We start from the raw sequence: 13,040 nt of genomic DNA on the forward strand, positions 1-13,040 counted from the left end.
TTGCCTGAACCGGCATTTTCCTTCAGGTAAAATGGCAAAGAACAGCAGCATGGTCATTCCCGCGACTGCATTTTTGCAATCATCCGTTTTGGAATAGAAATCAGAAAAAGATAAACAACCAAAAACCACACGAACGAACTTATGCACTTTCTTGAGCTTTCCAATATTTGGCTGTAAGTTGCATGACCATGTCCAATACCGGTCAGCTTATGCCTTCTTGCGTGCAATTAACCGACATGCTGCCAGTCAGATACCCCGTTATTCAGGCACCTATGCTGGGAGTAACGACGCCTGCCATGGTGGCGGCAATTGCCAACGGAGGCGGATTAGGCTCTTTGCCCGTCGGCGGCCTTTCACCACAGAAAACAGCCGAGCTGATCCGGCTGACCAGAGAAAAAACCAGCAGGCCTTTTGCCGTCAATCTGTTCACGCATGCAGTCAATGCTCCTGTTGATCAGGCTCAGCTGGATGCCATGCAGGCGTTTTTGAAGCCGGTGCATGAAAAGCTCGGAATTCCTTTTGAGCATAAATCTGTTGCAGATTTTTCCTTTTACCATTACCGTGATCAGCTGGAAGTGCTGCTGATGGAAAAGGTTGAAATAATCAGTTTCACCTTTGGAATTCTTGAACCCGATGTCGTTGAACTTCTCAAAAGCCGCGGCTGCAAGCTGATTGGTACCGCTACAAGTGTCCGGGAAGCCATAATGCTGGATCTGCTGGGTGTGGATGCCATTGTTGCGCAGGGATTTGAAGCGGGCGGTCACCGGGGTAGTTTTTTAACCGATGAAGCCTTGCCGCAGGTTGGATTGATGGCTTTGCTGCCGCAGATTGCCGCTGCCGTTTCTGTTCCCGTTATTGCAGCCGGCGGGTTATACAATGACCAGACTATAAAGGCTGCTTTTACGCTGGGCGCAGCCGGTGTGCAGCTGGGCAGCATATTCCTTGCGTGTGATGAAAGTGCGGCGAGTGAAGTTTACAAAGAGGCAGTAATCAGTTCAGGCGATACATCCACTGCATTGACAAAAGCTTTCTCAGGCCGGTGGGCACGCGGAATCAGAAATGGTTTTATGGAGCAAATGGAGCAGTCGGGTTTGGAAATTCCGTATTATACTTACCAGAACAGCCTGACTTCCGCCATGCGGACGTACGGACAGCAGCATAATCTTCGCGACTACATTTCGCTGTGGGCAGGCCAATCCGCTGCACATGCCCGGCGAGGCAAGGCCGGTGAAATCTTTTTATCTTTAATAGAAAAACTAAACTTTTGATAAAAGCCAGTTTCATTACGAATTATCAGGATTCATAACCGGAACAAAAATTTATTAACTATAAAAAGATGAGTAAATCCAAATTTGAAATTTCACTGGAATCCGGTATTCACCAGCACTTACAGGCCATGACCGGCGATTGGGAAGGAAATACGAAAACATGGTTTGAACCCGGTGTCATTGCAGACGAATCGCCGATGACGGCCAGCATTCGCCCTATTCTCGGAGGCAGGTTCCTGTTATTTCAATATCAGGGCAGCCTGGACGGAACGGCGTTGGAAGGTTCAGCTACAATCGGCTACGATCTGGAAAATGAAAAATTCCAGGTTTCATGGATCGACAGCTTTCATATGGGAACCGCAATCATGCATTCCGAAGGCAGCTCTGTCGAACATGGTTTTTCTGTTCTGGGAAGTTATGGCGGCCCGGAGATCCCGGTTCCGTGGGGCTGGCGGACTGTGATGCAGCTCGTAGAACTCGATCAACTTGTAGTTACTGCATACAACATTTCACCGGAAGGAAAAGAAGATAAAGCCACTGAAACCATTTTCAGGCGTGTGAAAGATACAGCCGGCAGCAATCCGGTTTAACCATTCACAAAATGACATTATCGTGAAATAATCATTCAGAAAGCTTTTTAAACCCATTACTCACGGATATACTTTGACCTTTTCTCAGTAAAAGGCTCACAAAGCGTTACAATAAGTTCATTTCCCGTTTGTTCTATACTCCACGTATCGCAGCCGATGCAATCAACAAGAGCACATTGCTCATTAACCGGAACTTCTGTCTTCGGCTTTATTTCAAATAAAACGCCATTCAGATAATACGCTTTTGGTGAGCAGCATTGAGGCAATCCTTTTGGATCAAGAATGACTCCATCAAACCTGAAACTCATGTAATAGGGCTCCCCTTGCACCGGAACCCAGACTTTCTCCCCGTTCACCGTATTCTCGTAAGCGGTCAGTTTCCATCTGTCCACAATCGCAGCAATTTCCGGCTCCGGTTTTGGCTCATCCTTTTTACAGGCAACCATAACCAGTGAGATCATCAGAGCAAATAACAGCTGTTTGATAAGGCAAAGTTTTTTCTTTACAGGATACCCATCAAGCCTTTTTGGTTGGAATCCGGTTCAGCAGTCGATCCAAAATCAATGGGATGATTTAGTAAGTTTTGTACTATCGCTACGAATACGCTACCGGCAAATAATTCCCCTGTTCCTTCACACCTGTTTTTTGCATTTTAAACAGTTCCAGGTTGTTAAAATCCTGATCAAATAATTGGCTACGAAGGCTGCAATGGCTGCTCATTCAGTATCAGCATCAGCCAAACCGAGCTTTCAAAAAGTATTTTTATCAAAAGAGGCGAGATGCTGATGACCAGTGTCTGTAACAGGAAGGTACAAATTTTGCTTAACCTATTTTACAGGGACTGAACTGCGGGTCCAATTTTTATCCGGCCGGCATGTACGTCTGACCTGATGGCGCTGCATGCGCATGCAGGCAGTTAACTATTTACCATTTTCATGAACATACCCGCTTTAAGCGCTTTCGACAGCCGGAATTACAAACTATATTTTGCAGGACAGACGATTTCGCTTTTGGGCACCTGGATGCAGAAAACAGCCATAAGCTGGATTATTTATTCCATGACACACTCCAAGTTCATGCTGGGCGTCAGTATTTTCGCCAACCTTTTCCCGTCTGCCATGCTCACGCCTTTCGGAGGTGTTGTTTCCGACCGCTACAACCGGTATCGTGTGCTGCTCATTACACAGATTCTATCCATGCTTCAGGCGCTGACGCTTACGCTCGTGGTGTATTTCAAAAATTACGCAGTCTGGGAAATCATCTCGCTGAGCGTCGTGCTCGGATTGATCAATGCCTTTGATGTGCCTGCACGCCAGTCGCTTGTGTATGAACTGGTGGATGACAAAAAGAATCTTCCCAATGCACTGGCACTCAATTCTTCGATGGTCAATCTGTCCAAACTGATCGGGCCGGCCATTGCGGGCGTCGCCATAGAACGGTTTGGAGAAGTGGCCTGCTTTGGAGCCAATGCGTTCAGTTTCATTGCCGTGATCAGCTCCCTGCTCATGATCAGGCTTCCGGCTTTCCAGGCAGTCAAGCATACCAAAAACATTTTCGGCGAACTTGCAGAAGGATTGACTTACATCAGGCAAACACCTTCCATCCGTTACATCATTGTTATGCTGGCACTTGCAAGCCTGTTGTTGCTGCCGTTCACCAGTCTGATGCCTATTTACGCAAAAGATATTTTTAAAGGAACCGCTTCCACATTCGGGCTGCTCGACAGTGCCATCGGATGCGGTGCCCTTGTCGGTGCCATTTTTCTTGCCACGCTGCGGCCCGGAACAAACCTCAGCCGGATTTTGGCAATCAATACGTTTGTTTTCGGAATGGGACTGATCCTGTTTTCGTATATGCGCATCTATCCGCTCGCACTGGTATTCATTGCTATCGGCGCATTTGGTATGATGTCGCAGACAACGATCAGCAATACGCTTATACAAACCACGGTAACGCCATCCATGCGCGGGCGCGTGATCAGTATTTTTGTCATGGCCTACTCGGGCGGCGTACCGATCGGAAGCCTGATTGTAAGTTATGTGTCGCAGCACATAGGCGTTCAGGCTACTGTTATGGGACAAGGAATTCTGGCACTTGTCATTGGTACGATGCACGTCCGGTACCTCAAAAAGAACAGAGCCAGTGAACAAATCAATGCCGCCCCCAACCTCAACGAAGAAATCGCTCACGCCTGACTTAACCCTAAAAAGTTTCTTTCTCCTTCCTCCATTTTTCCTTCCTCCTTCCCACCCTTCCTACTTCCTCCTGACAGAAATTTCCAAATCATTTGCAATCCTGAAATCTTTATACAATCTTTGTCTATCGAATTAGTAGATTTATAAAGAAGCAAGGGAGAGGTTAGGCTCTATGATCTTCTGGCAACCTATAACTTTTTAAGGTGCCCCAACCTAATTCTAATAATAAATCTGAGAATCCAGCCACCGGAGTAACAGAGTAAAATTTTGTAGACCAAACGGTTCGCAGCCGGTCAGTCTGTACAACCTTTTTGTATCTGCCCAACCCTAAAAGGATGGAAAATCTGTAAATGTTTTATTAAAAATAATGTATTGAAAATGAAAAAACTGATCTGCCTGTTAACAGCTTTCGCTCTGCTTTTCACTTTTGAAAATGTGCAGGCTCAACAAAAAGCACTTCAAAACGGCATTTGGCGGGGTGTTTTTAAAATTGGGGACATGGATGTGCCGTTTAATTTTGAAGTAAAAAACGGAGCCGGAAAAGAACCTGTTTTCACGGCCATCAACGGCGAAAGGCGGGACGATTTTCAGGCCAGATTTATTGCTCAGGATTCCATTCAGGTCAGTCTCAATACTTTTGAAACCGCCTGGTTTGCCAGAATCGAGAACGACGGCACATTATCCGGCGTACAGAAAAGCCTGATTCCTGGAAACAACGGCAGAATTCTTCCTTTTAAAGCGGAGCCCGGCAAATCATACCGGTTTACAGAACCGGGCAAAGAAATTACTCCGAAAGCCGATCTGTCGGGAAAATGGGTTCTAAAAATTACGCCGGACGCATCTGCCGGTAATCAAGCTGCACCCGACCGTGTTGCCGTTTTCGAACAGAAAGGCAACAAGCTTAATGGCATCATACTGACTGTTTCGGGCGACAGCCGCGAACTGGAAGGCGATGTGCAGGGCGACGAATTCCGGCTTTCGGGTGTAACGGGGTCCAGTCCGGCTTATGTGAAAGGCAAAATCAACTCTGACAATTCCATCAGCGGCGCCATCGGCGCCAACGCACATCCGGTTCTTTTTGAAGGTATTAAGGACGACAAAGCCGCATTGCCCGATGCCTATGCGCTTACTTTCCTGAAACCGGGCTATGAAAAGCTGGACTTCACTTTTCCCGACCTGAACGGAAAACCGGTTTCACTCAGTGACGAAAAATACAAAGGCAAAGTCGTTGTCATCGAGATCATGGGAAGCTGGTGCCCGAACTGCATTGACCAGATTACATTTCTTGCGCCGTGGTACAAAGAAAACAAAAGCAAGGGCGTGGAAGCCATTGCACTGGCATTCGAAGCAAAAGACGACATGACTTTCGCAAAAAATGCCCTGACCAAACTCAAAAACCGATACGACATGCAGTATGACATCCTGTTTGCCGGTAAAACAGGCGCCAATGCCGTAGCCGATAAACTTCCGGCCATCGACAAGTTCCTGGCTTTTCCGACCACAATCATCATTGGCCGCGACGGGAAGGTAAAAGAAATCCATACCGGTTTTTCGGGAAAAGGAACGGGACAGTTTTACCAGGATTATGTAAACAAATGGAATGCGGATCTGGCAAAACTGATCAGCGAACCACTGCCATAAACCAGAAAAAGCCATTTTAACGATCAACAATCTGAAATATTCAATTTAAAACCCTGAATGACTATGGAGATTTACTGTGATAATGCCGCCACAACAGCCCTTGATCCGGAAGTGATCGAAGCAATCCTTCCTTTTTTAACCCAAAACTTCGGAAACCCTTCTTCGTCCCACTGGGCGGGAAGAAAAGTGAATGAGGCCATTGCGGATTCACGCAGGCTTATTGCCGGACTTCTGAATGCGTCGGATGAGGAAATATATTTTACTTCGGGCGCAACGGAGGGAATTAATCTCGCTATCTCGGGTGTTGTGCTTACATACGGGATAAACCATGTGGTTACGAGCAAAATTGAACATAAAGCCGTTTTGCAGACCATTTCCCAGCTTGAAAAGAAAGGAGACGCTGAAACGAGTTTTGTAAAACTGGATGAACGCGGCAATGTCGATCTGGATCATCTTGAAAATCTGCTAAGGGCCAATCCCCGGACGCTCATCTGTCTGATGTACGGCAATAATGAAATAGGAAATCTTACTGATATCGAGGCTGTCAGTAAACTTGCACAACAATATAATGCCATTTTTTTCACGGACACCACGCAGACCATCGGCAAATACCGGTTTGATCTGGAAAAGACACCTGTCGATTTCCTCGTCGGGTCTGCGCATAAATTTCACGGGCCAAAAGGTACTGGATTTATTTACATCAATAAAAAACACCGCATCAAACCGCAGATCTTTGGCGGCGGTCAGGAGAAAGGACAACGAGGCGGAACGGAAAACGTGATCGGCATTATCGGGCTGTCCAAAGCGATGCAAGTGGCTTACCGCAACCTGAATGCAAATCTGGAAAAAATCGGCAAACTGAAACAGTACATGCTTTCCAGACTGGCCATCAGCGGCATTCAAGACATTGACTACAACGGCGAAAGCCGCTCGCTGGAGAACAGCCTTCAGAATATCCTGAATGTTTCCTTTCCATGTCTGCCGGAAGGAAGTCTGGTTAAAAATCTGGATGCATCGGGCATTGCTGTTTCGGGCGGCAGCGCGTGTTCCAGTCAGGGCAGCTCGCATGTGATCAGCGCACTCCGATGTCGGGAAAACAGGGAAAATGTCCGTTTTTCTTTCAGCAAGTTCAACACTTTTGAAGAGATCGACCACATTGTGCAGGCCATTGCAGGCATTTACAAAACCGGACAGGCTGCACAGCAAAATCAATCCCGGTTTCATTTTGAATTAACCAACTGAGCAATTCCACGCTCATCTATATCTGTTTAAGTATTATCTCTGCATCATGAATAAAAATTTAGTCTTCATTTTCCTCCTGTTCAGTATTGTGCATGTAACATTTGCACAGAATATCAGTGTTACCGGCCGGGTTACGTCCAGAAACGACAACGAAGCCCTGCCCGGCGTAACGATTCTAATCAAAGGAAGCTCCAAAGGAACGGCCACCGACATTGACGGCCACTATACTATTGACGCCGCATCGGGTTCCACGCTTATCTTTTCATTTATCGGCCTGAAATCCACCGAGCTGACCGTGCCTGAAAACGGCAAACTGGATGTGCAGCTGGAAAGCGACGAAACGATCCTGCAGGAAGTTGTCGTGACGGCTCTCGGCATTGCAAAGGAGAAAAAATCGCTCGGTTATGCCGTTCAGGAACTGCAGACCAAGGACATTGCAGAAGCGCGGGAAAACAATCTTGTCAATGCATTGTCGGGTAAAATTGCCGGTGTAAACATCACAAACAGTCAGGGCGGAATGGGTTCTTCCCGGATTGTGATCCGCGGCGAAACGTCCATTGCAGGCAATAATCAGCCATTGTTTGTCGTCGATGGAATCCCGATTGACAACTCGCAGCTGGGCGCCGGCTCTGTCGGCTCACGCGATTTTGCCAATGCGATTTCCGACATCAACCCCAACGACATTGAGTCGATCAGCGTACTGAAAGGTCCGAATGCGGCTGCATTGTACGGATCGAGAGCTTCCAACGGCGTGATCCTGATCAAAACCAAATCAGGAAAAGGCACGCAGAAAGGGCTTGGCGTAAACGTGAATTTCGGCTATACTTTTGATAAACTGCTTGTTTTACCGGAGTACCAGAATGTTTACGGCCAGGGAACAGGCGGCGCATTTTCCTATGTCAACGGAAAAGGCGGCGGCATCAATGACGCAACAGACGAAAGCTGGGGCCCGAAAATGGACGGCCGGCTGATCCCGCAGTTTTTCTCCAACGGCGAACCCGCCCCGTTCGTAGCGCATCCGGATAACGTCAAGAACTTTTTTGAAACCGGACATACAAGAACAACCGGCGTTTCGGTTTCCGGTTCCAATGAAAAGCTGGATTACCGTTTTTCGTTCAACAACAGCAAGCAGACCGGCGTAATCCCGAATACGGATATTTCCAAAAACTCGTTTGGCGTGAACACCACTTACCGCCTAAACGACAAACTGACTTTATCAACCAGCGCAAACTTCTCCCGCAACAGTTCGGACAACCTGCCGGGAACATCCGGAAGAGGATCGAGCGTGATGCTTCAGTTCTTGTGGTTTGGCCGTCAGGTGGATACGGAACTGTTAAAGGATTACAACAAAGGCGGTTTTGATTACAACTGGAACCACAGCTATTACAGCAATCCGTACCTGCTTCAATATGAAAATACCGTTCAGCAACGCCGCGACCGCTTTTTCGGCAACGTAAACCTGAACTATAAAATTACGGACTGGCTTACGGCAACCGTACGTACCGGAAACGATTATTACAATGACAAACGTAAATTCAAGGTGGCTTACGGTACAAACGGTACGCCTTTCGGTTCCTATACGGAAGACAGCTACATTGTGAATGAGAACAATACGGATTTCAATTTCAACTTTCACAAAAATGTAAGCACGGATTTTGAGCTTGACTGGCTTGTCGGCGGTAACCTACGCAGCAATTTCAACGAACAGAATTATCAGCAGGCGCCGAAACTGGCAGTAGCCGGATTGTACACGCTCAATAATTCCCGCGATCCGCTGGTATCCAGCAATGTGCTGCGCAAACAAAAGGTATACAGTGCATTCAGTTCGGCTCAGCTGGGTTTCCGGAATTATGCTTTTCTTAACCTGACCGCCAGAAACGACTGGTCTTCCACGCTGCCGACCGGGAACAACTCGTATTTTTATCCGTCCATTAATGCCAGTCTGGTCCTTACGGATGCATTCAATATCAAGAGCAATGTGCTGACTTATGCGAAACTGCGCGGCGGCTGGGCACAGGTTGGAAAAGACACAGACCCTTATCAGCTGATCAATACTTATCCTTTCAACCAGCCATTTGGCAGCAACCCGTTACTGACTGTTTCGGATGTGCTACTGAACTCCGACCTTAAACCGGAAATTACAAAATCGACCGAAGTCGGTGCGGACGTGGCATTGTTTAAAAACCGTGTAAGACTGGATGTCAGCTATTATAATACAGACAGTTACAACCAGATTTTAAGAGCAGACGTAAGCCCTTCTACCGGATACAAACAAAAACTGCTGAACGCCGGGCACATCAACAACAAGGGTTTTGAGGCCATGCTGAATGTAAAAGCCATAGAAACCAACGCCGGTTTCAGGTGGGATGTCGGCATCAATTATTCAAGAAACAGAAGCAAGGTCATTGCACTCGATGACGAAGGATTTCTGAACGATTACAGACTTGGTTCTAATGGTGTAACGGTTTATGCCAGCAAAGGGCTGGGTTACGGCGCGTTGTTCGGATCGGCTTTTGCACGCAATGCAGCAGGCGAAATGATCATCGGTTCTACCGGAATCCCGACAAGAGATCCGAACCAGAAAGTACTGGGACATTACCAGCCCAAGTGGATCGGCGGAATCACCAATTCGTTTTCTTTCAAAGGATTTAACCTGAGTGTTCTGATTGATACCAAACAAGGCGGCTCGATCTATTCGGCAACCAATGCAACCGGCCGTTACACTGGCGTTCTGGCCTCCACACTGCCGGGAAGGGATGCGGAACATGGCGGTCTTACCTATTACTATCCGGGCAATAACAAATCAGGCGTTGCAGTGCAAGTAGCCAATGCAGCTGCTGCTCCTTCCGGTGTCGTTGTCTATGAAGATGGAATCATTGCGCCCGGCGTTACAGCGGACGGCAAGCCCAACACGACCATTGTTTCGGCAGAACGCTATTACAAAGGCGTTTACAGCAACAGTGCGGGTATCAACGAAGCAAGTGTATTCGACGCTTCCTTTATCAAACTGCGCGAGGTAAAACTGGGTTATACGGTTCCGCAATCATTTGTTTTCAAATACAAACTGCAAAGCCTGATCTTCTCGGTGTACGGCAGAAACCTGGCTTTCCTGCAAAAGAAAGCAGACAACATCGATCCGGAAACGGCCTTCAACACCGGAAACACAGGTCAGGGGCTAGAATCCCTGCAGTTGCCGACCACCAGCTCTTACGGATTTAATATTTTAATTGGCTTCTAACTGACAAATGATCATGTTTAAAAATATAATAGTAAAAGGAATTGCCATCGCTTCGCTGTCGGCGTTTTTAGCTGGCTGCCAGGACGAACTGGAAGAAATAAACGAGAACCCTAACGAAGCCATCAGTGCGCAGCCCGAGTATTTGCTGGCCAATTCGATCAAGTCCAACGCGGATGTGATTCTGGGTTCGGATGCTTCCATGGAAACGACAACTTTGTTTGTGCAGCACTGGGCCAAAATCCAGTATACGGATGTTGACAAATACACGGTAAGTATTTCGAACATCCAGAACATCTGGACAAACCTGTATTCACAGGGACTGACAGATTTTACCCGGATCATTGAAATCGGTGAACAAACCGGCAATGTGAATTATCAGGCCGTTGGACTGATCCTGAAATCATGGACGTTTCAGATTCTGACCGATCTTTACGGCGACATTCCTTACAGTGAAGCAGGGAAAATAGAGCAGACACTGACGCCGAAATACGATGCGCAAAAAGATGTATACCTTGGTTTGTTGAACGATCTGAAGAAAGCATCGGAGCTCATTAATCCGGCTGGCAGCCCGATCAGCGGCGATGTGATTTACAACGGCAACCTCAACAAATGGAAAAAGTTTGCAAATTCCCTGCGTCTGCGCATTGCACTGCGCATTGCAGACCGGGAACCGGAGATTGCAAAGACTGTGGTAGCGGAACTTGCTGCGGATAAAAGCCAGCTGATTGCATCCAACGATGAAATTGCACAACTGAATTATCTGGCTTCTCCAAACCAGAACCCGGTTTCAAGAGACAGGGAAACGCGTGATGATTACCGTGTGAGCAAATCGGTAATTGACAAACTGCAGGAACTGAAAGATCCGCGGCTGGCCATTTTCGCAAACAAAACCGTAGACGCCACGCCAACCGGATACCTGGGCGTAACGAACGGATTGCCCGCTGATTCTTCGGCCAAACTGGGTTTTACAAAAACTTCCAAACTGGGCGATTACTTCACCGCTCCTACTTCACCGGCTGTATTTCTGAGCTATTCCGAAGTATTGTTTAACCTGGCCGAAGCGGCACAAAGAGGTTTTATTGCCGATAAGCCGGCAGAATTGTACAAAGCGGCGGTTACGGCTTCTCTGCAGCAGTTCAAGGTAAACAGTGCGGACATCACAGCTTACCTTGCGCAGCCAGCCGTTGCATACAATCCGGCCAATTTCAAGAAATCCATTGGTGAGCAGAAATGGCTTGCCCTATTCAGTCAGGGTCCGGAAGCCTACACGGAATGGAGAAGACTGGATTATCCGCAGCTGAAACCGGCTTATGCAGGTGTGCTGGACGGCAAAATCCCTTCCCGGCTCATTTACCCGACCGGCGAACAGGCACTGAACGGCGCCAATTACAAAGCTGCTGTCGCCAATCAGGGCGAAGACCGCTTAACTACGAAATTGTGGTTTGATGTATTTTAAAATCGAATGTCTGTTCCGGCAAATGCAAGCGGACAGAAGTGACGGAAAAGCCTGATAAAAGAACGCCTGAAAGAATGAAGAATCCATCATTGTTTCAGGCGTCTTTATTTTGGTTAGCTACTTCTGCCTTTTGTACTGAAATCCGTTTGCCTGATCTACTGTCCTGTCATTTCAAAATTATTTTGCTCTTGCTGTTACAATGAAAGCCACCAGAAACGGAGCTGTAAATACCAGCAGGGCATTGCCGAACCCACCCAGCATACTGACCAGCGAACCAATGAAGAAAACGGCCGTTGCGGTAAAAAACCGGCCGATATTAAAACAAAATCCCGTTGCAGTTCCCCGGATATTTACCGGGAACAATTCAGGAATATAGCTCGACAATGCACCCTGACTGATCCCGAAGCAGAAAGACAATATTGCGGTTTCCACATAAATAATACCGGAAAATACACGGTTGGTAAGAAACAGAATACAGCACATGATGAGGCAAACAGCAAAGGTCGCCATTAAAGTGGCTTTCTTGCCAAACCTGTTGATCAGCATTCCGGAAAATAGTCCGCCGGTAATCCCTCCTGCTCCAAGCAGCACCATAATAAGGCCGCGTTCCTTTTGTCCTTCCTGACCTTCGGCGAGCAATGTCTGCACCCATGTCGGCAGCCAGGAGAATATGCCCCAAAGCCCGATCAGTACGGACCCGAAAATGACCGATCCGGAAACCAGGTTAGTCCGGTTGCTTTTATGAAAAACATTTTCTTTATGGCTTTTTACGATTTTCATATGCTTCCATTTGTCTGACTCCGGCGCTGCCATCCCGATGATCAGCGCAGCGATTACGGGAATGATCCCGATGCCAAATGCCGTGCGCCAGTCGGAAAAAATCAGGTTGAGACTGCCCGTTGTGACAATGCCAACAGGAAAGCAAACGGCCAGAATGCCCAGCATCACCGCACTGCTGCGCTGCTCCCAGATTTCCGAAATGTACACGGTCGTAATCAGCAGTACGCCGCCTACGCCCATGCCCGACAGAAAACGAACGGCAAGCAGCGTGTTCAAATCCGTTACGATGGCCACCAGACAGGTACCAAATCCATACAGTGCTGTCACCAGCGCAAGGGATCTGACCCGGCCGATGTTATCACTCACAACTCCGAAAAGCAACCCGCCGCACATCCAGCCATACAGATAAACCGCATGGACATAAGCGCCTGTTTTCCCGAGTTCGGCAGGTGTTAAAGTTGCCCCTTTCAGCTCCGGAACGGCAACCGGCAAATACACCGACATCAGCGTGGAAACGGTTCCGCTCAGGATGTAACTTACGGCACACAGTGCAAAAGCAAGCCATTTTTTGCTCATGCTGATCGTTTCAGCATTGTTTATTTCCAGTGTTTCCATAAATGCTATATCCGC

At 47.6% G+C, this 13,040-nt stretch carries 9 protein-coding genes and 1 riboswitch; of the genes, 7 read left to right on the top strand and 2 right to left on the bottom strand.

The genetic code is table 11. The features are described from left to right. Positions 1-236 precede the first annotated feature (236 nt). Positions 237-1,268 carry an NAD(P)H-dependent flavin oxidoreductase gene (locus tag FEM33_RS13975; protein ID WP_161597122.1) on the top strand — a complete coding sequence of 344 codons (1,032 nt, stop codon included), beginning with the start codon at positions 237-239 and terminating at the stop codon, positions 1,266-1,268. A 68-nt stretch (positions 1,269-1,336) separates the two neighbouring features. Then, complete coding sequence (locus FEM33_RS13980; RefSeq protein WP_139012615.1) at positions 1,337-1,858, top strand: DUF1579 domain-containing protein; 522 nt, start codon at positions 1,337-1,339, stop codon at positions 1,856-1,858. Positions 1,859-1,914: 56 nt separating this feature from the next. On the opposite strand, the gene FEM33_RS13985 is transcribed toward FEM33_RS13980, so the two are convergent. Next, positions 1,915-2,319: a hypothetical protein gene (locus tag FEM33_RS13985; RefSeq protein WP_139012616.1), complete on the bottom strand. Its 405-nt coding sequence runs from the start codon at positions 2,317-2,319 to the stop codon at positions 1,915-1,917. Between the two features lie 474 nt (positions 2,320-2,793). Here FEM33_RS13985 and FEM33_RS13990 point away from each other — a divergent pair, with 474 nt between their 5' ends. The 5 genes from FEM33_RS13990 (at position 2,794) to FEM33_RS14010 (ending at position 11,630) form a co-directional block, all read left to right on the top strand. Beyond that, the gene (locus FEM33_RS13990; RefSeq protein WP_139012617.1) at positions 2,794-4,053 is read left to right on the top strand and encodes an MFS transporter; all 1,260 of its coding nucleotides are present in this window, start codon (positions 2,794-2,796) and stop codon (positions 4,051-4,053) included. A gap of 138 nt (positions 4,054-4,191) precedes the next feature. Further along, a riboswitch (SAM riboswitch) is annotated at positions 4,192-4,285 on the top strand. A gap of 146 nt (positions 4,286-4,431) precedes the next feature. Continuing rightward, positions 4,432-5,694, top strand: coding sequence for a peroxiredoxin family protein (locus FEM33_RS13995; RefSeq protein ID WP_139012618.1), 1,263 nt, complete (start codon positions 4,432-4,434; stop codon positions 5,692-5,694). A gap of 63 nt (positions 5,695-5,757) precedes the next feature. Further along, complete coding sequence (locus tag FEM33_RS14000; RefSeq protein WP_139012619.1) at positions 5,758-6,936, top strand: cysteine desulfurase family protein; 1,179 nt, start codon at positions 5,758-5,760, stop codon at positions 6,934-6,936. A gap of 46 nt (positions 6,937-6,982) precedes the next feature. Continuing rightward, positions 6,983-10,174 (top strand): SusC/RagA family TonB-linked outer membrane protein, encoded by a 3,192-nt coding sequence (locus FEM33_RS14005; RefSeq protein ID WP_139012620.1) that lies wholly within the window; start codon positions 6,983-6,985, stop codon positions 10,172-10,174. 13 nt (positions 10,175-10,187) lie between these two features. Further along, positions 10,188-11,630: a SusD/RagB family nutrient-binding outer membrane lipoprotein gene (locus tag FEM33_RS14010; protein WP_139012621.1), complete on the top strand. Its 1,443-nt coding sequence runs from the start codon at positions 10,188-10,190 to the stop codon at positions 11,628-11,630. Positions 11,631-11,807: 177 nt separating this feature from the next. Here FEM33_RS14010 and FEM33_RS14015 read toward each other — a convergent pair whose 3' ends face one another. Next, positions 11,808-13,025 carry an MFS transporter gene (locus FEM33_RS14015; protein WP_139012622.1) on the bottom strand — a complete coding sequence of 406 codons (1,218 nt, stop codon included), beginning with the start codon at positions 13,023-13,025 and terminating at the stop codon, positions 11,808-11,810. Positions 13,026-13,040: the final 15 nt, after the last annotated feature.

It is taken from the genome of Dyadobacter flavalbus (genome assembly GCF_006149045.1).
Lineage (GTDB): Bacteria > Bacteroidota > Bacteroidia > Cytophagales > Spirosomataceae > Dyadobacter > Dyadobacter flavalbus.

What these genes read in the sequence shown, in the direction of transcription:
- FEM33_RS13985 (WP_139012616.1), bottom strand. Translation starts at nt 2,319, where the DNA reads ATGATCTCACTGGTTATGGTTGCCTGTAAAAAGGATGAGCCAAAACCG.
- FEM33_RS14010 (WP_139012621.1), top strand. Translation starts at nt 10,188, where the DNA reads ATGTTTAAAAATATAATAGTAAAAGGAATTGCCATCGCTTCGCTGTCG.
- FEM33_RS14000 (WP_139012619.1), top strand. Translation starts at nt 5,758, where the DNA reads ATGGAGATTTACTGTGATAATGCCGCCACAACAGCCCTTGATCCGGAA.
- FEM33_RS13980 (WP_139012615.1), top strand. Translation starts at nt 1,337, where the DNA reads ATGAGTAAATCCAAATTTGAAATTTCACTGGAATCCGGTATTCACCAG.
- FEM33_RS13990 (WP_139012617.1), top strand. Translation starts at nt 2,794, where the DNA reads ATGAACATACCCGCTTTAAGCGCTTTCGACAGCCGGAATTACAAACTA.
- FEM33_RS13995 (WP_139012618.1), top strand. Translation starts at nt 4,432, where the DNA reads ATGAAAAAACTGATCTGCCTGTTAACAGCTTTCGCTCTGCTTTTCACT.
- FEM33_RS14005 (WP_139012620.1), top strand. Translation starts at nt 6,983, where the DNA reads ATGAATAAAAATTTAGTCTTCATTTTCCTCCTGTTCAGTATTGTGCAT.
- FEM33_RS13975 (WP_161597122.1), top strand. Translation starts at nt 237, where the DNA reads ATGCTGCCAGTCAGATACCCCGTTATTCAGGCACCTATGCTGGGAGTA.
- FEM33_RS14015 (WP_139012622.1), bottom strand. Translation starts at nt 13,025, where the DNA reads ATGGAAACACTGGAAATAAACAATGCTGAAACGATCAGCATGAGCAAA.